This is a genomic window from Pseudohongiella sp. (assembly GCF_040877505.1).
GTDB lineage: Bacteria > Pseudomonadota > Gammaproteobacteria > Pseudomonadales > Pseudohongiellaceae > Pseudohongiella.
Window position 1 is genome coordinate 385,797 of record NZ_JBBDNQ010000006.1, and the last position, 21,707, is coordinate 407,503.

The 21,707-nt window shown below is 55.4% G+C and carries 17 protein-coding genes; 12 read left to right on the forward strand and 5 right to left on the reverse strand.

The features are described 5' to 3' along the window. The first annotated feature begins 87 nt into the window (after positions 1-87). Positions 88-480 carry a BlaI/MecI/CopY family transcriptional regulator gene (locus WD071_RS01920; RefSeq protein WP_368046601.1) on the forward strand — a complete coding sequence of 131 codons (393 nt, stop codon included), beginning with the start codon at positions 88-90 and terminating at the stop codon, positions 478-480. Positions 481-492: 12 nt separating this feature from the next. Next, positions 493-1,878 (forward strand): TonB family protein, encoded by a 1,386-nt coding sequence (locus WD071_RS01925; protein WP_368046602.1) that lies wholly within the window; start codon positions 493-495, stop codon positions 1,876-1,878. Between the two features lie 44 nt (positions 1,879-1,922). Here the strand turns inward: WD071_RS01925 and WD071_RS01930 are convergent, their stop codons facing one another. Beyond that, on the reverse strand, positions 1,923-2,738 hold the full coding sequence (locus WD071_RS01930; protein WP_368046603.1) for a penicillin-binding transpeptidase domain-containing protein: 816 nt from the start codon (positions 2,736-2,738) through the stop codon (positions 1,923-1,925). A gap of 192 nt (positions 2,739-2,930) precedes the next feature. On the opposite strand from WD071_RS01930, the gene WD071_RS01935 reads away from it, so the two are divergent. The 6 genes from WD071_RS01935 (at position 2,931) to eda (ending at position 10,776) form a co-directional block, all read left to right on the forward strand. Further along, positions 2,931-3,476 (forward strand): DUF2058 domain-containing protein, encoded by a 546-nt coding sequence (locus WD071_RS01935; protein ID WP_368046604.1) that lies wholly within the window; start codon positions 2,931-2,933, stop codon positions 3,474-3,476. A gap of 127 nt (positions 3,477-3,603) precedes the next feature. Beyond that, a complete protein-coding gene (locus WD071_RS01940; RefSeq protein WP_368046605.1) occupies positions 3,604-5,928 on the forward strand; it encodes a TonB-dependent receptor in 2,325 nt (774 codons plus the stop codon). A 135-nt stretch (positions 5,929-6,063) separates the two neighbouring features. Next, on the forward strand, positions 6,064-7,518 hold the full coding sequence (gene zwf / locus WD071_RS01945) for a glucose-6-phosphate dehydrogenase (RefSeq protein WP_368046606.1): 1,455 nt from the start codon (positions 6,064-6,066) through the stop codon (positions 7,516-7,518). Between the two features lie 31 nt (positions 7,519-7,549). Further along, a complete protein-coding gene (gene pgl / locus WD071_RS01950; RefSeq protein WP_368046692.1) occupies positions 7,550-8,278 on the forward strand; it encodes a 6-phosphogluconolactonase in 729 nt (242 codons plus the stop codon). Further along, entirely contained in the window at positions 8,262-10,091 is a 1,830-nt protein-coding gene (gene edd / locus WD071_RS01955) for a phosphogluconate dehydratase (protein ID WP_368046607.1), read from the forward strand. Before pgl ends, edd begins: the two co-directional genes overlap by 17 nt. A 55-nt stretch (positions 10,092-10,146) precedes the next feature. Next, a complete protein-coding gene (gene eda, locus WD071_RS01960; RefSeq protein WP_368046608.1) occupies positions 10,147-10,776 on the forward strand; it encodes a bifunctional 4-hydroxy-2-oxoglutarate aldolase/2-dehydro-3-deoxy-phosphogluconate aldolase in 630 nt (209 codons plus the stop codon). An 8-nt stretch (positions 10,777-10,784) separates the two neighbouring features. Here eda and WD071_RS01965 read toward each other — a convergent pair whose 3' ends face one another. After that, entirely contained in the window at positions 10,785-11,909 is a 1,125-nt protein-coding gene (locus WD071_RS01965; RefSeq protein ID WP_368046609.1) for a phosphatidylinositol-specific phospholipase C1-like protein, read from the reverse strand. Positions 11,910-11,951: 42 nt separating this feature from the next. Continuing rightward, entirely contained in the window at positions 11,952-13,418 is a 1,467-nt protein-coding gene (gene nhaC, locus WD071_RS01970; RefSeq protein WP_368046610.1) for a Na+/H+ antiporter NhaC, read from the reverse strand. A 224-nt stretch (positions 13,419-13,642) separates the two neighbouring features. Here nhaC and WD071_RS01975 point away from each other — a divergent pair, with 224 nt between their 5' ends. After that, positions 13,643-14,824, forward strand: coding sequence for a DUF3089 domain-containing protein (locus WD071_RS01975; RefSeq protein ID WP_368046611.1), 1,182 nt, complete (start codon positions 13,643-13,645; stop codon positions 14,822-14,824). Positions 14,825-14,895: 71 nt separating this feature from the next. On the opposite strand, the gene WD071_RS01980 is transcribed toward WD071_RS01975, so the two are convergent. Both WD071_RS01980 and WD071_RS01985 read right to left on the reverse strand, forming a co-directional pair. Next, the gene (locus WD071_RS01980; RefSeq protein WP_368046612.1) at positions 14,896-17,247 is read right to left on the reverse strand and encodes a carboxy terminal-processing peptidase; all 2,352 of its coding nucleotides are present in this window, start codon (positions 17,245-17,247) and stop codon (positions 14,896-14,898) included. A gap of 112 nt (positions 17,248-17,359) precedes the next feature. Then, positions 17,360-18,571 carry a tyrosine-type recombinase/integrase gene (locus WD071_RS01985; RefSeq protein WP_368046613.1) on the reverse strand — a complete coding sequence of 404 codons (1,212 nt, stop codon included), beginning with the start codon at positions 18,569-18,571 and terminating at the stop codon, positions 17,360-17,362. Between the two features lie 88 nt (positions 18,572-18,659). On the opposite strand from WD071_RS01985, the gene WD071_RS01990 reads away from it, so the two are divergent. The 3 genes from WD071_RS01990 (at position 18,660) to WD071_RS02000 (ending at position 21,702) form a co-directional block, all read left to right on the forward strand. Further along, on the forward strand, positions 18,660-20,009 hold the full coding sequence (locus WD071_RS01990; protein WP_368046614.1) for a mechanosensitive ion channel family protein: 1,350 nt from the start codon (positions 18,660-18,662) through the stop codon (positions 20,007-20,009). Between the two features lie 68 nt (positions 20,010-20,077). Then, positions 20,078-20,626 (forward strand): TetR/AcrR family transcriptional regulator, encoded by a 549-nt coding sequence (locus tag WD071_RS01995; RefSeq protein ID WP_368046615.1) that lies wholly within the window; start codon positions 20,078-20,080, stop codon positions 20,624-20,626. After that, the gene (locus tag WD071_RS02000; RefSeq protein WP_368046617.1) at positions 20,623-21,702 is read left to right on the forward strand and encodes an efflux RND transporter periplasmic adaptor subunit; all 1,080 of its coding nucleotides are present in this window, start codon (positions 20,623-20,625) and stop codon (positions 21,700-21,702) included. Before WD071_RS01995 ends, WD071_RS02000 begins: the two co-directional genes overlap by 4 nt. The last annotated feature ends 5 nt before the right edge of the window (positions 21,703-21,707 follow it).

Consider the following 21,707-nt stretch of genomic DNA (forward strand, 5'->3'; position numbering starts at 1 on the left):
CTTTAGTGTTCGTATGTTATTTTAATCGCATAGTGTTATATTTTTAACACAGTGCAATAATTAACATACGAACCTGAAGGTGCCCCAATGACCCGCCCAGACCAGCTCAGCCGACGCGAACGCCAGATAATGGATATCCTTTATCGACTCGGCAACGCCAGCGCAAAAGATGTCATGGACAACATGGAGGATGCACCCAGCTATTCTTCCGTACGCACACTGTTAGGCAAGCTGGTGGAAAAAGGTCACGCCGATCACCGTGAAAGCGGACTCAAGTATGTGTACTTCCCACTGGTGGCACGCGCCAAGGCATCCCGGTCCGCGCTGGGTAACGTTGTCAAAACTTTTTTTGAAGACTCCCCTTATCTGGCCGTGAACTCATTATTGGACATGTCCATTGATGACCTGACAGACACAGAGCTGGATCAGCTCAAGACCATGATTCAAACGCGTAAAAATCAAAAAAAACAGAACCAATAACAGGTGCGCCCCATGAACAGTCTGAGCTGGATGACAGATACAGTTCAATTGCTGGCAACAGCGCTGTATCAGTTTCCCTTGTTGCAATTAGCCATCGACCTGGCACTGAAATCAGTCGTCGTGCTGCTGGCATTTTTACTGCTTGACCTTGCTCTGGGCCGAAAACTGAGCAGCAGCAGTCGTCACCTGCTGTGGTTGAGCAGTCTTTTTTGTCTGGCAATTCTGCCGTGGTTACCGGCGCTGATTTCGCTGTTACCTGAAATCGCTGCGCGCGGGCAGGGGGGCGCAAACACCCTGATAGAGCTGACCGTGGTTAACCGGGCGCCGGAACCGACTACGGGGGTCAGTGCGGGCGCTTTGCTGCTCATGCTTTACCTGCTGCCTGCTGCGCTGATGCTGACCCGGCTGATTTACGCACTGATCGGTTCACAACGCATTTTCAAGCACGCCCGACCGGTCGATGAAGCGTCGACAATGATGTTGCTCGGCACTCTGAAACAAACCCTGTCAATATCACGAGATGTGAAATTGCGCCTGAGCAACGTGATTGAGTCACCGGTGTCATTCGGACTGATCAGGCCAACGATCCTCCTGCCGACACAGTCTGCTGACTGGAATACCTCCATCATGACCGATGTGCTGTTGCACGAACTTGGTCATATCAAACGGCTGGATTGGCTGACAACATTGTTTGCCTACGGGCTGGCCTGCCTATACTGGATGAACCCCCTGGTATGGCGTGCGGTACGACATTTACGTGAAGAATCCGAAAACAGTTGTGACGCTGCCGTGTTGAATGCCGGGCGCAGCGACACCGACTATGCCGAAAGTCTGCTGGGCGTGGCGACTCATTGTCTCCATGCCCGGCGTACCCAGCGCAGCAGCTATCCGCTGATGCAAACCATGCTCGATCAAAACACGTTAACAAACAGAATAAGCCGTGTGCTTGAGGAGAACAAAATGCAAGCGTCAGACGTCAAAAAGGAAATCAGAAAAACCGCCGTGCTGTTAACCCTGGTGTCGGCAGGCATGCTCAGTGTGCTGGGTGCAACTCAGGTGTTATCGGCCCAGGAACAACGACCGGCGCCGGCAACCAGAGCCGTCAACGAAGAAATGTTGCCACTGCATAACGAGCAGCCGGTTTACCCGAGAGTGGCGGCCGAGGGAGGCGTTGAAGGCTGGGTACATGTCAGGTTTACCGTCAATGCGGCTGGCACAATTGACGAGGACTCCATCGCCGTGGTGGATGCCGAACCGGCCGACATATTTAATAACAGCGCCATGGCAGCCACCCGGAAATTCAGGTTCAGCCCACGAATGAGAGATGGCGAGCCAGTAGCCGTACCCAATGTTCAGTACGTTTTCCGCTACAAGCTGGCATGGGATCCGGAAAACTAACGTGTCCGGCAGGGTTCTACTAAAACATTAAGTTACTTTCTGGCTCAAGGCAGTGCCCCCAGTTCGCGCAACACATCCCTGGTTACTGATAACCGCGCCGGAATAAAACCTGAATCCGGTGCGGTTGCAGTCAACACGGTAGCGAAGAAGGTCACATTATCACCATGCTCTACCCAGCCCACCCACCAGCCGGTGTATTCCTCTTCGTCACCAACGGCCAGACCGGTTTTCGCCCGCAACACATAGTCAGGGGTGTTTTCCACCACCATGATATCCCGCACTGTTTGCATTGTCTGAGTGGAGAAGGGCAGTTCATCCTGGTACAGCCGCTGCAGTAAATTAATCTGTTGTGCCGGCGAAATACGCAGATCCCCGGTCAACCAGAATTGGTCAATGCCGCCCCCGATATCTTCATTGCCGTAACCAACACCTGAAATAGCCGCCTGCATGGCCTGCTCACCAACCTGGCGCACCATTGCCTGGTAGTGCGGTACCGACGACAACCGAAATGCCGAGCGCAGGCTCATATCGGCATTGGTTTCCGCACGTGACCGGGTCACACCGTCCCATGCCAATACCGTATCCGCATCCGCAACAGCGCCTGCCTCCAGCACAACCAGTGAACTCATGATCTTGAAGGTGGAGGCGGGGATATGCTGTTGCTCGACATCGTCAGTAAAAGCCGCAAAATAACGACCTTCGTTCATATCGTAAACAAGCAGATTACCCTGGTAGCCCGTGGTTTCGATAACGCTGCGGGCATAAGGCAAGCCGACAATCTCAGTCTCGGCGCAAGCAAGCGACGTTTGCAACAAACCGACGGAGAACAGACCAACAGCAACCCAATTTCGCCAAATCATATTGATTTCCTGAAAGCATATTGTCAGCGCAATATACTCACAATCCGCCCGTATTGAAATGCCCGGCAGCAGGCGTCGTTGTCTATTGCTGACGGTTTGAGGTAGTCTAGAGGCGGTCAAGAGGCGGTCAGGAACTGCATGCTTTCTCCGTCCTGACCCGACACAGACCACGTTTTTAGCCTGGACACGAAGATGACAAAATCACTGGCAGAACAGTTGCTGGGCGCAGGCCTGGTAGATCAGAAAAAAGCAAAGCAGGCGCAACAGGAAAAGCGCAAGCAGACCCGCGCCCAGCAGAAACTCAAGCAACCCCCGGTGGATGAGACTCAGGCACGGCTGGCGAAAGAGCGAGCAGAAAAAGCGGAGCGTGACCGGATTCTCAATCAGCAGCGCCTGGCTACCGAGAACACAAAAGCCATGCGTGCGCAGGTTCGGCAAATGCTCGAGCACAGCGGCATCAAAGCTGACGGGGAAATACGCTTTAATTTTAATGATCCCCGCAGCAACAAGATCAAGTCGCTGCATGTCAGTGCCAGGCAACAGAATCAGCTTGCTCAAGGTCAGTTGGCGGTTTGCTCGGATAACGACAAATACGTTCTGGTGCCCAGAAACATCGCCGATAAAATTGGCCAGCGTTTCCAGGAAGCAGTTATTTTTATTGCCGACTATAAACAGAATGCGCTATCAGACGATGATCCATACAAGGACTATCCGGTACCTGACGATTTGATGTGGTAAGCCCTTATCTGACGTCTTTGGGCTGCGTTATTTACCCCAGTTCCTGAAAATCTTCCCCATAGAGACTTGCCCATCCATCCGAATATGATATGCTATATCATATTAGCTAATCTATGGAGCCGTAACAATGATCGTCAGCCGTAAACAATTATCCATCATCATTCCCGCGTTGATGAGTTCAGCTCTGCTGACACTCGCCGCAGGCGGCGCCAGCGCCCAGACAGAACAGAATAACGATAGTGGCTCTTTGCATTACTCCGATGTTGAAGAAATTGTTGTGCGCGCTCTGCCTTTGGGCAGAACCCGGCTGCAATCAGCCCAGCCCGTTGACGTAATGACAGGCGAAAACCTGGCCGATCGTCGCGGCATGACACTGGGCGAAACCCTGCAACAGCAACCGGGTGTACAGTCCAGCTTTTATGGTGCCGGCTCTGGCCGTCCCATCATTCGTGGCCTGGGTGGCCCCCGCGTTCGCATTCTCGAAGACGGTCTGGCGACAGCCGACACTTCAACGCAAAGTGATGATCACGCCGTCACGGTGGATCCCATGCTCATTGACCAGATTGAAATTTTGCGCGGGCCGGCGACCTTGCTGTACGGCTCATCGGCCTCGGCCGGCGTCGTCAACATCATCGATGGTCGCATCCCGGAGGAGCGCGCCGAAGAACCTCTGAGCGGGCGTTTTGAGGTCAGGGGGGATAATGTCGCCGATGAGCGCAGCGGTGTGCTGCGGCTTGATGGTGGCGCCGGCAATATTGCGTGGCATCTGGATGGCTCCTGGCGGGAAGCCGATGACTATCGCATTCCCGGTGAAGCACGTTTTGACGACGGCCACGATGATCATGCTCATGAGGACGAAGACCACGATGAAGCGGGTCATGAAGAGGGCCATGACGACGAACACAGCGACAGCAACCGGCTGTTCAACAGCTTTGTTGAATCGCAATCCGGCACCGCAGGTCTGAGCTGGATTGGTGACCGCGGTTTCATCGGCGGGTCGTTCCGCGCTTACAACTCCGAGTATGGGATACCCGCGCCGCATTTCCACGCAGAAGAAGAGCATGGCCACGAAGAGGAAGAGCACGCTGACGAAGAACATGGCGAGGAGGAGCACGGCGAGGAAGAAGAGTTCGCCTATATCGACATGGAGCAACGCAGCTGGGATATAAAAGGCGGGTTGATGTCTCCCATGCGTGGCATTAACAAAGCCACGATTCGAGTCGGTTATAACGATTACACACACAGCGAAATCGAGCTCGAAGGTCTGCATGGCGACGAGGGCCACGAAGACGAGGGTCACGAAGACGAGCACGATGAACATGGACATGGCGAAGGCACGGTATTTGATGTGCAGACCCTGCAAAGCCGACTGTCTTTTGAAACCGCACCGGCCTGGGGCTGGGAGGGCGCGTTCGGCCTGCAACTTGAACGGGAAGACTTTGAAGCAGAAGGTGCCGAAGCTTTCGTGCCAGACAATACCACCCGATCTGTCGGCGTATTTGTGCTTCAGGAACGTCAATTCGACGCCTTTACGCTCAGTCTTGGTGCACGTTTTGAAAACACCCGGATGAAAAAAACGGCCCATGACGACCATGAAGATGAGCATGGGCATGAAGAAGAGCACGAAGATGAACATCATGACGATCATGATGATGACCACGGCGCTTTCGCTGACGGAGACAGCCGCACCTTCCGCAATGTGTCCGGCAGTATCGGCGGCATCTACGAATTCAACGACACCTGGCAGGCATCCGTTAACTTTTCCCGGGTACAACGCGCACCATCACAAACCGAACTGTTTGCCGACGGCCCGCACCTGGCCACCTTTACTTATGAAGAGGGCAATGCCGGTCTGCGCACAGAAACCGCCAAGGCATGGGATCTGACATTACATCGTCATTCGGATTTCTTTGATTTTGAAGTCAGCGTGTTCCGCAAGGATGTCGCCGATTTTATCTATCTGGCGACCACAGACGAAGAAGCGCTTGGTTTCCCGGTGCGTGAAACGGAGCAACAGGACGCCGAGTTCACCGGTATGGAAGTGCAGGGCGTGTGGCAACTGTTCACCAGCGACTGGGGCCATTTTGATCTGCATGCCGGCTACGACCGGGTCAACGCAAAACTGGCCGACAACAGTTACCTGCCGCGCATATCACCGGAACGTGTGAGCACCGGTGTGGACTGGCATCTGGGCGGCTGGCGTGGCGGTCTGGATGTTAATCGCATGATGGAACAGGACAAAGTGCCCGCACTGGAGACAGCAACGCCCGGCTACACCATGGTCAATCTCCGCGTTGCCTATGAGTTCGATGTCGGCAGCAGCACGATGGAAGCCTTTGTCCAGGGCCGTAACCTGGGCAATGAAGACGCCCGCGTGGCAACATCCTATCTGCGTGACTACGCGCCGTTGCCCGGCCGCAACGTCATCGTGGGTATTCGCGGCCGGTTCTGATTGCGGCCGACTCAGATTAGCAGGCGCGATGTCTGTTAACGCCTGATCAGTGCCGTCAGTCCACTATGTGGCAAGAAGCTTGCTTGTTCCAGAGAAAAGCAGGACGATTGTACAAGTGGACTGACGGAGCTGTGAATGATTTGTGATTTTCTGATAATCGGCGGCGATGGAGATCTCGCGTTCCGCAAACTGTATCCGGCACTTTACCATCTGGATCTGGACCAATGCCTGCCTGACTGCCTGCGCATCGTCAGCGTGTCCCGCACCAGACACACAGCAAAGATATTCACCCAGAAAACCCGGCAGATGCTGATTGAGCAACTGGGTGGCAAAAAGCTCGATGCTGCAACCTGGGCGCGCTTTAACAAACGACTCTCACACCACACCCTGGATGCCAGTAACGAAGCAGAACTGGCAGCACTGGCACGGACTGCATTTGCAGATCCCGGCCGGGACCTGGTGACCTATCTGGCCACACCCCCCGGTATTTTTGCGCCCATATGCCAGTCGCTGTGGGCCGTCGGCCTGGTGCGGGACAATATGCGCCTGGTCATAGAAAAACCCCTGGGCAGCAGCCGCGAAACCTTCCTCGACATCAACAACAGTCTGACCGATATTTTTGATGAGCATCAAATCTATCGGATTGATCACTATCTGGGCAAGGAAACAGTGCAGAATCTGCTGACATTGCGCTTTGCCAATTCGCTGTTCGAACCGCTGTGGAGTAACAACTACATTGATCATGTACAAATCACGGCCGCGGAAACCATAGGCACCGGTGGCCGCTGGCCGTTTTATGACGAGGCCGGTGCATTACGCGACATGGTGCAGAATCACCTGATGCAGCTGTTATGTCTGTTGGCGATGGAACCACCGGCTTCACTGGATGCCCGCGCGGTGCACGACGAAAAGCTCAAGGTATTGCGCAGTCTGGCGCCATTGACCGGCAGGGATGTCACTGATCATACTGTGCGCGGACAGTATTCAGCAGGCACGGTTGACAATCGTTCGGTACCGTCATACCAGAAGGAAGCTGACGCCACCGGTGCATCAGATACCGAAACGTTTGTCGCCATCAAAGCCTCCATTAACAATTGGCGCTGGGCTGGCGTACCTTTTTACCTGCGCACGGGCAAGCGCATGCAGCGCCGCTTCTGCGAAATCGTGGTGCAGTTCAAGAAATTGCCACATGCCATTTTCCCGGATCAGGCACATCAGAACAGCGCCAATCGCCTGGTCATTCAGCTACAGCCGGAAGAGGGAATCCGCCTGTATCTGCTGAACAAGGTGCCCGGGCTCGACGAAAGCTTCCCGATGGAAAATGTCTCTCTGGATCTGTCCTTGTCCGAAGCATTTACCGAACGCAGGGTACCCGAAGCCTATGAGCGGTTACTGTTTGATGTCATGCGCTCGAATTCCACTTTATTCATGCGTGCTGATCAGGTCGAGGCCGCATGGCAATGGGTTGATGACATCGCCGACGGCTGGAAACAGCATAAACAAAAATCACTGCCCTACGTGGCCGGGTCCAACGGTCCCGCCGACAGCATAGCGCTGATTGCACGAGATGGCAGACGCTGGCAGGATTGATCTGCAGCCAAGGAGTTACGACGTGTGGGAAATGCACGAATACGATGACCAGGACGCTCTGGTACATGATCTGACGTCACGACTGAGCCTGTCCTTGAATCGACTGATTGCGGAGCGCGGCAAGGCCTCCGTCGCACTGTCAGGCGGCAGCACACCACAGTCCTTGTATGAGGCGCTGTCACGACAGGTGCTACCCTGGCAATCGGTCAACATCAGCCTTGTTGATGAGCGCTGGGTCGACGAGATGCACCCTGAGTCAAATGCCAGGTTTATCAAGAACACCCTGATTCAGAACCACGCCAGCGGGGCGAATTTTATCGGTATGAAAACGTCGAACACAGATGCTTTTGCAGCAGAACAAAACCTTGGCAGTATCCTCGCGCGACATATTCTGCCGCTTGACCTGGTCCTGTTGGGTATGGGGCTTGATGGTCATACCGCATCCCTGTTTCCCGGCGCAGCGGGGCTGGATCGCGCACTTTCGGCTGATTGCCGGAATGTTTGTTGTGCCATTCAACCGCAGACCGGAGATACATCACCCATGCCGCAGGCGGGTGACGCCAAACTCTGTGCTCGTATGACATTGAGCCTGAATACACTACTGTCCGCGCAGCAGCGCATTCTCTATATCACCGGAGAGGCAAAACGACACGTTCTGGAAAATGCGTTCACGCCGGGCCCGGTCGAAGATATGCCGGTGAGGGCAGTGCTGCACGACAGTCAAACGTTAACCGAGATCTATTATGCCCCAGACTCTTAATACAACCGTAGAACAGGTCACCGAACGAATCAGAACGCGAAGTCATCAATTGCGTCAGACCTACCTGCAGAACGCGCAACGGACCATGGAAATGTTCCCGCCGCGCAAGACCTTGTCGTGTGGCAATATCGCCCACGCATTCGCTGCCTGTCAGCCCGCCGACAAAACCACTATCGCGGGCATGAAAACATCAAACCTGGGCATCGTCACTGCGTACAACGACATGCTGTCGGCGCATCAGCCTCTGCAATCCTATCCGGATATTATCAAAGCTGCCGCGCGCGGACTTAACTGCACCGCCCAGGTGGCAGGTGGTGTGCCGGCGATGTGTGATGGTGTTACGCAGGGGCAGCCGGGCATGGAGCTCAGCCTGTTCAGTCGTGAAGTGATTGCGATGGCAACGGCTGTCAGCCTGAGCCACAATGTTTTTGACGGCATTTTATGCCTGGGTGTCTGCGACAAGATTGTGCCGGGACTGTTGATCGGTGCTTTGCAGTTTGGCCATTTGCCAGCTGGTTTCATTCCTGCCGGCCCTATGGGACCGGGTGTCCCTAATAAAACCAAAGCCGAAGTCCGTCAGCGCTATGCCCAGGGCAATGCAGATCGCGATGAGCTGCTGGCGGTAGAGTCTGCTTCTTACCACAGCCCTGGTACCTGTAACTTTTATGGCACGGCAAACAGCAATCAGGTGATGGTCGAGATGCTGGGCGTGCAGTTACCCGGCGCGTCCTTCGTCAACCCGGATGACCCGCTGCGTGAGGCACTGACCCGGGAAACAGTGTATCGGGTACTGGCGGCAACCGTGCAAGGCCAGAAGCCGCGCCCGTTAACCGAACTGATATGCGAGGGTTCTCTGGTCAATGCCGCGGTTGGCCTGCTCGCCAGTGGCGGGTCAACGAACCATACCCTGCATCTGGTGGCCATCGCACGTGCCGCAGGTATTATTTTGACCTGGCAGGACCTTGATGAGCTGTCACATGTAACGCCACTGCTGGCCCGTGTGTACCCGAACGGCGAAGCGGATGTCAACGCCTTTCAGGAAGCCGGGGGCATGGCTTATCTGGTCAGGGAACTGCGCTCAGCCGGGCTGCTAAACGAGCAGGTAAGCAGTCTGATGGGCGAGGGCATGGCGATGTATGCAAAAAAACCCATTCTGACCGCCAGTGGCACAGTGCAGTGGGTCGAGCACAACAAGCCATCACATCTGCCCGACGTACTGCGACCAGCTGACAAACCGTTTTCAGCACAGGGTGGACTTAAACTGATTCATGGAAATCTTGGCGAGGGGGTGGTAAAAACCTCGGCGGTTAAAGCGGCACACCAGCACATCAAGGCACCATGCCGGGTGTTCAACAGTCAGGATGACATGGTGGCAGCGTTCAAGGCCGGTGAGTTACAACAGGATGTTATCGCTGTAGTGCGTTTCCAGGGCCCCAAAGCGAATGGCATGCCGGAACTGCACCAGCTTACGCCCTGCCTGGGCGCGCTGCAGGATCAGGGCTTTCAGGTCGCGCTGGTCACCGATGGACGCATGTCCGGAGCCTCTGGCAAGGTCGCTGCGGCTATCCACATGAGTCCGGAAGCGCTTGATGGTGGCCCATTGTCCAGGCTGCGTGACGGCGACCCCCTGTTGCTGAACGCCGGCACGGGCCAGCTTGATGTGTTGCTGGATGACGATGTCCTGAATGCCCGCGAAAATGCGATATTTGCCCCCGCGGAAGCGATGCTCCCCAACAGTCTTGGTCGCGGTCTTTTCGAAACCTTTCGGCAGGCAGCCAGTGTTGCGCACGATGGCGCATCGGTTTTCAAATAGTGGGCAAATGCCAGGCAAATAGCAGGCAAAAACACAGTCCAGGAGTCATTTACAGATGTGGCAAATGCGCGAACAACTCAGTCAGTTAACCATTTTGCCCGTGCTGGTGGTGAACTCGGAAGAAGAGGCCGTGGGTATAAGCCAGGCTCTGTTTGATGCCGGCATTACTGCCGTCGAAATAACCCTGCGCACGTCAGCCGCGCTTGCATCCATAGCGGCAGTGAAAAAAGCACTGCCAGGGCTCAGCGTTGCCGCCGGTACTGTCAATACAGTGTCGGACATGGAGGCAGTTGCCGATGCTGAAGTTGATTTCGCTGTGAGCCCGGGCCTGACTCGCGCCCTGGCTGAATGCGCACGTTCTCTGGATATTCCTTTTTTACCCGGCGTAAGCACCGCCTCCGAGGTGCTCGGCGGTATGGAACTGGGCTTTGACTGCTTCAAGTTGTTCCCGGCGTCGGCCTGCGGTGGTCCGGCACTGCTTAAAGCCTTATCCGGACCGATGGCGGAAATCCGTTTTTGCCCCACCGGCGGCATCAATGCAGGTAATGCCAGTGAGTACCTGGCCTTGCCCAATGTTCTGTGTGTCGGTGGGTCCTGGATGCTGCAGCCTGACAGCATCGCGGCAGGCGACTGGGTATCCATTCGAAACAGCGCCCGGGATAGTCTGAAGCACCTGGTTCGCTAGCTTTTCAATTATTCCGACAGATAGGCATTGCGACAGGCCGGTGGCGCACTAACCGGATTACAACGCGCAACGCCATCGGTGTCGGGCAGCACCACCTGATACCCGGAACCAAACGGGGAGGGTTCTGCGTAGTCTGTGCTGACGTATTGTGCGCCACTGTCCAGCGCCAGGTCACGCCGGGTGGTGTCGCCGGTACGCGCTTCCTGAGTAGGCACATCAGAGCGGGTACGGATCAGATAACCTTGCGCAGCGTACTCCTTGATAGCTTCACCGTCGGCAATCACATTGTTCATTTTAAGAAAGGCAGAAGCCGGATGGCCGGGTTCAGCGCTGACAAACAGGGCGCGCTCAGCCAGTATTTCCGAGCGTGACAGGTAATGCCCAAGGTGTCGGCCGGTATTGTCCAGGGCAAAAAGTATTTTGCCACGGCTGTCAGCCAGAGTTGGCCAACCGTCCGTCATGATCGCCTGGTTCAATGTTGCATGACTACCTCGAACGTCGTCCGGGGTGATGACATGATCGCGCGCAAACACCTGCCAGATCTCATCATCGACGGTAAAGATATTGCTGGCATCGAATACCTGTGGGGTTGTGTAGTTCAACGGCCCCCAGTCCTGCCGGGGCGCGTCTTTCAGCTCCAGCATGACCATGATCGGCAGATGTCTCGGATGTTGCACAGACCAGTCGCGTATTGCCGTCAGGCATGCCGCCAGAGTCAGACAGGTGGTACGGTAATCGACGTCCTGGGAATGCAGTACTTTCAGACCAGGCATCTGCAGCACTGTGCGATTTGTGACCAGTTCGGGATCATCTATCAGCATGCCGCCAGCCGGTTCTGCAAACAAACCGCCTTCAGGGTCGGCAAACACATCGAGCTCAAACTGCCGGATACCAAGCAGTTGCAGTTGTTCCTGTAGCGGTCGATGCTCATAATGGATGCTGTCGGCCCAGCCCTCGCGATACGAATCGAGCAGACTCACAAGTCTGTCGGCAGGTAGGCGTTTATAGCTGTTGTGACTGCCAAGTACCTGAACATGATTCAGGCGCAGATCAGGTTCGGCGGCGGAACTGACGGCAGGTGTCAGCGGTAACATCAGCACGCCGACAAGCAGGGCAGGCATAACAGGTTTCATACAACGTCCTCGATCAGGTGTTTGACTGTCGAGTCTGCGACGTCAAGACGACACTTTCATGACAGCATCTGAATCCAGGTCTTCATCCACGCGCGCAATCCGGATTTGCGCCCAGGCAAAGAACAGAGTCATGGCCGGGCTGAGCAGGCAGAAAAATGCCCACGGCGCGTAAGCCAGTGTCGCCACGCCCAGCACACTGGCGTGATAGGCACCACAGGTATTCCAGGGCACCAGTACCGATGTTACCGTGCCGGTATCTTCCAGCGTCCGGCTCAGGTTCTGGGGTGCCAGGCCCCGTTTGCGATAAGCCTCAGTAAACATTCGACCCGGCACCACAATGGAAAGATATTGATCTGAGGCCGACACATTGGTCACTGCGCAGGTCGCGCCTGTGGCTGTCACCAGTCCGGCATCCGAACGTACACGGCTGATCAGGGCACTGGTGATCCTGGCCAGAAATCCCCCAGCTTCCATGGTTCCGCCGAACACCATCGCCGACAGAATGAGCCAGATCGTGTTCAGCATACCAGCCATACCCCCGGTGCTGAGCAAATCATCCAGCACGGCGTCACCCGATACGATCGCGGTACTGCCATAGAGTGCCTGCATGACACTTTGATACAGACCACCGGTAGATTCCGCCAGCTCAGCCAGTACCGGCTGTTGAAACAACACGGCGCATATCACCCCGGCCAGCGCCCCCATGAACAGGGCCGGCAGCGCCGCAACTTTTTTCACAATCAGAAAGATGACGCCCACCGGCACCAGTAACAGCAATGGGGACACCCAGAACCTGTCGTCAATCAGGATGCGATACTGCTCAGTGTTGTTAACATCAGCAACGTCGCTGCCCATGAATAACCCAAGAATGAAATAGACCAGCAGGGTAAGAATGATGGAGGGCAAGGCCGTCAGACTGAGATAACGGATATGCGTGAACAGATCAACACCACTGACACCCGACGCCAGGTTGGTGGTATCCGACAGGGGTGACATTTTGTCGCCAAAATAAGCACCTGATACAATCGCGCCCGCCACCAGCCCGGGGTTGAGCCCCATGGCGTAGCCGATGCTCATCAGGGCAACCCCCAGCGTAGCCGAGGTCGACCAGGAACTGCCGATAACCACCGCGGCAATTGCCGTAATCAAACACGCACTGGCAACAAAAAACGTTGGACTGAAAACCTGCAGACCGTAGTAAATCATCGCTGGCACGATACCACTGATCAGCCAGCTACCGGTTAACGCGCCGACCATCAGCAGAATCAGAACCGCCGGGGTTGCGGCCTTGATGTTGTCGATGATCTTGTCCTGAATATCTGACCAGGCCTCGCCCCGATACAGCCCCAGTGCCGCCGCCAGGGCGGCCGCGATGATCAGGGCACTCTGGTTGGCGCCGCTCAGTGAGTCATCGCCATAGACAGCGACGTTGTATCCCAGCAGGGCAAACAATACCAGCAGGGGTACGATGGAGAGGAGCAAAGAGGGGCTTGGGCGAGACGCTGTCATCTGTCGGGCTATCCTGTAGGGAAGTTGTCATTGCTCATCTGAGTGCTCGACCAACTTTAACCGCTTATGCAACAAAATCCCAGTCATGACAGGCGCTTGAGCTTAAAAAATCAGGCGCTGACCGAAAACCGGGCACTCGCTTGTTGCCATAACTTGTTTGCGCTCAAGCACTGACTTATGCTGGACAGGTGGAATTCTTATACATCAAGGGGGATGAAATTCAAATGACAAATCAAAAACGCGTGTGGCAGGGTACAAGCCTGGGTGCTCTGGTGCTCGGCCTGGGCAGCATCATGATGCCGGCTCAGTCTGTGCATGCGGCCGACGCCGTCGACTACTCCGACACCAGCAACTGGCTGTGTATTCCTGGCAATTCACGTGCCTGTGAAGTCGACATGAGTACAACGATCGTCAATGCGGACGGTAGCGTCCGGCTGGAGCCCTGGTCTGACAATCCGTTTGCCCCGATCGACTGCTTTTATGTTTACCCCACAGTTTCGCAGGATACAAGCGCCAACAGTGACATGATTGCTGGCCCGGAAGAATACAATGTTGTGCGCAGTCAGTTTGCCCGTATGGGCTCACAGTGCAAAACCTTCGCGCCGTTGTACCGGCAGGTGACGCTGACCGCTCTGCGCGCAAACATGACCGGGAACTCAGACCTGACGCCCGATCGTGAACTGGGTTATCAGGACGTCGTGGATGCCTGGAACTATTATCTTGAAAATCACAACGAAGGCCGGGGTGTTGTACTGGTAGGGCACTCACAAGGCGCGGGCGTCCTGACCCGACTGATCGTGAATGAAATCGAAGGCAAAGACGTACAGGACAAGATCGTTTCAGCCATGTTGCTGGGCACCACCATTCAGGTCCCTGAAGGTGAGGTCGTTGGCGGCACTTTCCAGCACATGCCGTTATGTGAAAATGGAGATCAGACCGGCTGTATCGTCACTTATGCCTCCTACCGCGACACCAATCCGCCGCCTGCCACCGCCCTGTTCGGACGCAACGGCAACGGCACGGTCAGCGCGTGTACCAATCCGGCGCAGCTGGCCAAAGGCAGCAATGAACTGGACGCCTATCTCAGCAATGTGTCACCGGAAGGGTTTTCGTCTTCAGATGTCTCTCCCTGGACAACTGTAGGCGCAAATATCACCACACCCTTTGTCAGTGTGCCCGGACTACTCAGCGCCGAATGTGTGAGCAATGAGGCATTTTCATATCTGCAGATCACGGTTAATGCGGACCCGGATGATGGGCGTACAGACACTGTCAGCGGTGATGTAATGAATCCGGATGGCAGCATCAATGAAGGCTGGGGCTTGCATTTGATTGATGCCAATGCGGCCATGGGCGATCTGGTTGAGCTGGTATCCAGTCAGGCACAGGCTTATCAGTGGCGTTAAGCGCCATTCGCTGAGGTAAAAAAAAACGGGAGCCAGAGCTCCCGTTTTTTTTGCGCTTGTGTTCCCACGAATTACTGTTCAGACAGCTCCAGCGTATTCAACGCTGCGCGCACACTTGTCGCGTCATGGGCGGCCGTCATGGGGTTACCCAGCAGCTCTGCCATATCGACCAGGATGCGACCGCTTTCCAACAGCAGGGGATCGTCTTCTTCTTTCTCCTCATCGGCGTCCGATTCCTCATCCAGGGCAGCCAATTCTTCGTTCTCGCTGTCGTCACCGGACTCTTCATCGCCAGACTCTTCTTCACGCCAGATTTCCAGGGGCAAGCCCTTGGCCTGCAATCGAGCATTGTTGGCATCAAATGCTTCGCGCCGGTCAGCATCACGCTGCGCCTTCAGCACCTCTCTGTTCAGCGGAATGGTTTTACGCTCACGCGCTTCGATCATGCGTTCAACGGTACCTTTCAGATAGATGAAGTCCGGATTTGTCTCCGCCCGCAGTTCGTGCCGGGCCTGCAGTTCGGGAATGACCTGACGCAGGGGATGGTAGGACTTGTACTCAACAGGACGGACGGTATCCCAGGGCAGGGCGCCATCAAGATTGCTTTCGCCCATGCTTTCGATGGCCTGGTAGCGGTCCGGGAACTCGATGTCCGGCAACACACCACGATGCTGGGTGCTGGCACCGGAGATGCGATAAAACTTGGAACGGGTCAGCTTCACCTGCCCATAGTCCATCGGAATGATTTCCTGCACCGTGCCTTTACCAAAGGTCTGGCCACCGAGCACAACACCACGCTGGTAATCCTGGATGGCACCGGCAAAAATTTCCGAGGCCGATGCACTGGCGCGATTGACCAGCACCGCAAGAGGGCCATCATAAACAACGTCAGGGTCGGCATCGCCATAAGAGCGCACGAAACCATTGCGTTGTCCTGAGTAGCGAATCTGCACGGTCGGACCCGATTCAATAAACAAACCGACCAGTTCGTTGGCTTCGTTCAACGAACCACCGCCGTTGTAACGCAGGTCCACAACAACTGCTTCAACGTCATCCTGCTTGAGCTCCTCCAGCAGCGCGCGTACATCCCGAGCGGAGCTTCTGTAGTCAGTCAGGCCCGCTGAAGCGGCTTCAAAATCGAAATAGAATGAGGGCAGGGTGATCACACCGATACGGTAGAGATCATCATCAATATCAACTTCCAGCACCTCACTGCGGGCAAACTGCTCAGACAGTTCTACTGTATCGCGGGTAATGACAATCTCACGCGCACCTATTTCGCTGGTGGCTTCAGCAGGCAACACGTTAAGGCGCACGATTGTGCCTTTCTCGCCACGGATCTGGTCAACAACATCATCCAGGCGCAGACCGATCACATCCTGCATTTCACCGTCGTCGCCCTGGGCAATGCCGATAATGCGATCACCGGCCTTGAGTTCCCCGGCTTGCTCCGCCGGTCCGCCTTTGATCAATTCAGCAACCTTGGTGTACTCGTCTTCAGAGGTCAGCTGCGCGCCAATACCCTGCAATGATCCGCGCAGACCCATGTTGAAATTTTCCGAATCGCGGGGCGAGAAATAACTGGTATGCGGATCTACGGTACGGGCAACAGTCGCCATGTACGCCTGATAGACGTCACGTTCATTGGTCTTGGCGACCTGAGTCAGCTGATTACGGTAACGCTTGCTTAACCGCTCTTCGACCTTCTCCATGTCCATGCCAGTCAATGACAGGCTCAGGGTGCTGTTCTTGATGCGCCGTCGCCACAATTCATCCAGTTCCTCAACAGACGTGGCCCAGGGCGCGTCCTCGCGATCAATGATCAGCTCTTCGTCTACTGTAAAGTCAAACGAATCAAGCTCGTTTTCAACAAATTCAACAGTCCACACCAGACGCTCGAGAACGCGCCGGTGGTAAAGATTGTAGATTTCATAGGCAGGCTGGAGGTCACCATTTTTCAGGCTGTCATCCATCGACTGCCGCATGTCGTTGATTTCATCGACGTCGGACTGGGTCAGGTAAAGGCGCGAACCATCAAGCACATCTATATAGTTATCAAATACCTCTGTGGAAAAGTTATTGTCAAAGACGACAGGCGAATAATGTTTGGTTTCCAATTCCCGGAGCAGCTCTATCGCCGTTCGCCCGTAAATGGGTTCCGGCGCCATTGCCCTGTACAGGCTGTCAACATCAAGGGACTCGCGCAATTCTTCCTCAGCGGCCACAGAATCGGCAGCTTCCTGCTCGACAGCGCTGAGCTGCGCCCCGGCATCTTCCTGTGCGGACAACGGGCTGCTCATCATCCATGCCAACAGCAGGGACAGACCAAAGGCTGCTAGCAGCCTGAGCTGAACCCCGGGCAAAACTTTCGCCGACAATTGATGGCCAGTCGCCGGTTTGAACTCATGAGTCGCAGTATTCAACGTCATACCTCGCACGATTTAATGCCTGAATTTCAGAACCTTGATATTACGGTTTAGCGTATCAAGTCAAGGTCACTATCGAATTTATCAGTTAAATGCATGTGTAATTGTGTTATTTAGTGACAGGCTTGTTGCGGGCGCTGGCATGCCGTTCTGCGCGCTCCACATCAATGTAGCGATCAGTGATGGCACTGGATCCGTGACCGGCGTCATCACGCACATGCTCTCGCGGCCGGTGCTTCACATCTTCGGAAATCCCTGTGTGCCGCAACCAATGCACGGTGGCCGTTGCCAGCCGATCAGCCTCCTCAACAGACCCCTCAGAGCGCAGCTTTAATTCAGCCTGGTTAAAACATTTCTGTACAATGCTGCGAATCTGCCGGGTGCTGGTGATACCACCTTTGCCGCGTGTCTTGTGCACAAGCGGTGTGGCCTCCCCGGGTGACGGCATGGCGGATAGCCCACGTGATTCGCGATAACGGCGCAAGGCCTGCAGCATGGCGTCGCTGACCGACACTTCGCGCTCCTTGTTGCCTTTGCCGACGGTCAGAAACCACCAATTGCCTTCCAGGTCGCGCTGAAAGTGACCCATCTGGGGGATCCAGCGCTCAGTCTCCACCAGTTCAGATATCCGCAGGTACATGGCAAACAGGGCCGTCATGATAAACAGCGTGCGTTCATGCGTATCGGGATCCCTGTCGGCCATTTCCTGCGCTGTTTCTATCACCACATCCCACTGGATCTGAGACAGGCGACGAATCTTGTCCTGCCCTTGTCGCTTACGCAGGAATTTGCCTTTCTGCCGGATACGCGCCACCGGATTGGCAGGCAACTGATTCTCCTGAACCAGGTAGTTAAAGAAGCTGCTCATTACCGCAAACATGGCCTGCAGCGCCGACTGGGACAGCGAATAGGGTTGCCCTGCGGACACCTGATAAGGTCGCCAGTCGGGATTGGCGACACGATCACCCTGACGCTCGATGAAGCGCGGCGCCTGACTCTGTCCGATCCAGGTGTCCGGAGGCTGGCGGGAGAATTCCACGTAGGACTCCAGGTGTTCACGCTGAATTTCATGCAATGACAACCCGGCAATCAGCCAGGCCCATTGCAGAAAGTGCTCCAGCTCACGGCGGTAGGCGCTGAAGGTGTCCGGGCTGCCGCGGTAACTGTAAAGAAATTCACAGGCGTGGCGATAATCCTCGACGGCGCTGTCCGGCAACGGCTTTTTGCAACTTGCCAACAGGGCGGGGTTGATAACCGGCGGCTCACGCCAGGGATTGGGCATGTTGTCCAGTGTATCAAATAAAGGATGCGGTGCTTTCATGACCCGGTATTTTCGCTGTTATTGGACAACGATGATAGTTATGCTTGCGTCTCAGGCAAACTAATTTGCGCTTATCAAGAAACCGACTATGCAAGAGATGCTGCGGGAAAGATTTCAGCAATTATTGACAACCCTGCAAAACCCGGATTACTGGTGGCAGTGCCTGGTGCTGGCATCAGCGCTCGCCCTGGCAGCGTTGATCAATGCCCGCTTGCAGGCAGTACTGGAACAGAACGACACGCAGAGCAGCGGCTTCAGGCACATGGCCGTGCGCGGAGCACAACGGATCATCTGGCCGTTGACTGCGCTTGTGTTTATCTTGCTGGCCACCGGTATTCTCAGAAATTATGCCATCCCGACTGCCATCCTTGAGCTTGTTGCGCCAATCCTGGCGGCGCTGGCATTGATCCGCCTGTGTGTTTATATCCTGCGTAAATCTTTTACTCTGAACCCCGTTTTGCGCTCATCAGAAAACCTGTTGGTGCTGCTGGTCTGGTCCGTCGTCATCATGCATCTGCTTGGCTGGCTGCCGGGCGTGCTGGTCTTGCTCGACAATATGGCGCTGACCATAGGGGAGACCCGCGTTACGGTATTGTCGACATTCCAGCTCCTGTTCATTGTTGTGTTCGCGTTTATTCTGGCGGTGTGGATTGCCGACCTCATCAATCGACAGGTCGCGCGCGTACCGGGAATTTCCCCCAGCATGCAGGTCGGTGTCAGCAAACTAAGTCGCTTCCTGCTGCTAACGCTGGCGTTCCTGCTGGCCCTGAACGCCGTTGGTATCAATCTGAGTTCGCTTGCTATTTTTGGTGGTGCACTGGGTGTGGGGCTCGGTTTCGGCCTGCAAAGTATCGCATCCAACTTCATCAGTGGCTTCATCCTGGTGCTCGATCGTTCCATCAAGCCCGGCGACATTATTACCATCGGTACCAAATTCGGCTGGGTACAGGAATTGAATGCCCGTTATATCGTGGTTCGTAACAGGGAAGGTGTAGACACCCTGATACCCAACGAGAACCTGATCACATCGGAAGTGATCAATTGGAGTTATGCTGATCCCAATGTGCGGGTCACCGTGCCAGTGCAGATCAGCTACGACAACGACCCGGAAGAGGCCATGCAATTGATGATGGACTGCGCATTCGCATCTCCCAGGGTGCTCAAGGATCCGCCGCCGTCGGTACGCCTGACCGAGTTTGCTGATAGTGGCATTGCCCTGGAGGTCAGAGTCTGGATCGCTGACCCGGCCAATGGTTTCATGCCGGTGCGCTCGGATATCAATGTCGCGATCTGGCGTGCCTTCAAGAAAGCCGGTATTACCATTCCCTATCCGCAGCAGGATGTGTATATCAAGTCCATGCCAGAGCGCACGGTCTCTCCGGTCTCAACACCGGACAATGAGGAAACCGGAGAGACGCCTCCTGTCGAAAACCCCTAAATGTTGCATTAGGTAACACTTATTTGCTACACTGGCGCCATTAACTATACCATCCAGACGGTAAAGCCATGGCACAACTCAAATCCAACTCGCGTGACAATATTCTCGATGCTGCGCAGCGCGTAGCTGAACGCGAGGGCGCAGGCAACCTGACGCTCGACAAGGTTGCCTGTGAATGCGGCCTCAGCAAAGGCGGCCTGCTCTACAACTATCCCAACAAAGAGTCCTTGCTTAAAGGCATGATCGATCGACTGATCGATCAGCATAAACGCATTGCCGATACTGAAGAAAAGGCGATGGCAGGCGAACCAAATGCCAATCTGCGCGCGACATTGCGGGCAGTGGCGGGACACCAGATGGTGGATCCGGGTATTTACATGTGTATTTTGACAGCGTCGGCGCAAAACCCTGAACTGCTGGAACCCATACGCGAGGCCTTCCGCGATAGTTATGAACGTATCACCGCAGAATGCACGGACCCTGACATGGGCCTGCTTTTGTGGGCGGCTGCCGACGGCATCCTGTTCCATCACATACTGGGCATCGCACCGTATCCGAAAACCGAAAAAATCAAGCTTTTTCAAAAACTTCTCCAATTATCCGAGGAATTGACATGAACCGCTCCCTACGGTCGCCGTGGTATCGCGTCACGTTGCTGTTGAGTCTGTTTTTTATCCTGAATGCCTGCCAGCAAAGCACTGCCGAGCAGGACAACGGACAGGAATTGCGTACGGTGCGACTGGAAACCGTTACCCAGGACAGGGCAGAGGGCGTGCGCCGCTTTGTCGGTATTGTTGACGCCTTGAGTACCGTCGATCTGGCATTCCAGGTAGGTGGCCGAATAACACGCATGCCGGTGCAACAGGGGACAATTGTGCCGCGCGGCGGATTGATCGCAGAGCTTGACGACGCTGACTATGCTCTCGCCGTCAGTGAAGCCAGGGTCGCCCTGGACCTGAGCAGGCTGGACTATGAGCGTAACCGTAAAATGCTGGACAGCGGTGCGATCCCGCGCGCGACCTACGATCGGGCGGCAGCAGATCTGGAAATGCGTGAACTCGCACTCAGTGTGACCCAGCGAAACCTTGCCTACACCAGTATCGAAGCACCCTTTGATGCGCTGGTAACGCGCCGTATCGTTGACTCCTTCACACAGGTACAGGCAGGCACTGCGGTGGTCAGGGTGCAGGACGTCACTGAGTTGCGCGTCCACATTTCAGTGCCTGAAAGTCTGATGGCGATGCTGGAGACACCCGAACGTTTCACCGTCACGGCAGAGCTTTCGGCCTATCCCGGACGCCAGTTCGAACTGGGCTATCGTGAACATAGTACTGAAGCCGATCCCGTCACCCAGACCTATCAGGTCAGTTTCGGGCTGGCGCGTCAGCCCGGCATCAATATATTGCCGGGCATGACGGCAACTGTGTCTGTGCAATCCGGAGACAACTTTCTGCCACCGCGCATCGATATTCCAGCTAGCGCACTGGATACGGCCGACGATGGCAGTTTCCGGGTCTGGGTATTCAATGCGGATGCGGGGACGGTCAGCCCGCGCGCAGTCGGCGTGGGCGCACTGGGTACGAGCCGGGTTGTCATCAATGAGGGCCTGCAGTCCGGTGAACAGGTCGTCACCGCGGGCGCTCACATGCTGCATGACGGCATGGCAGTAACACCGTTCAGAAACGCTCGCTGAGGACT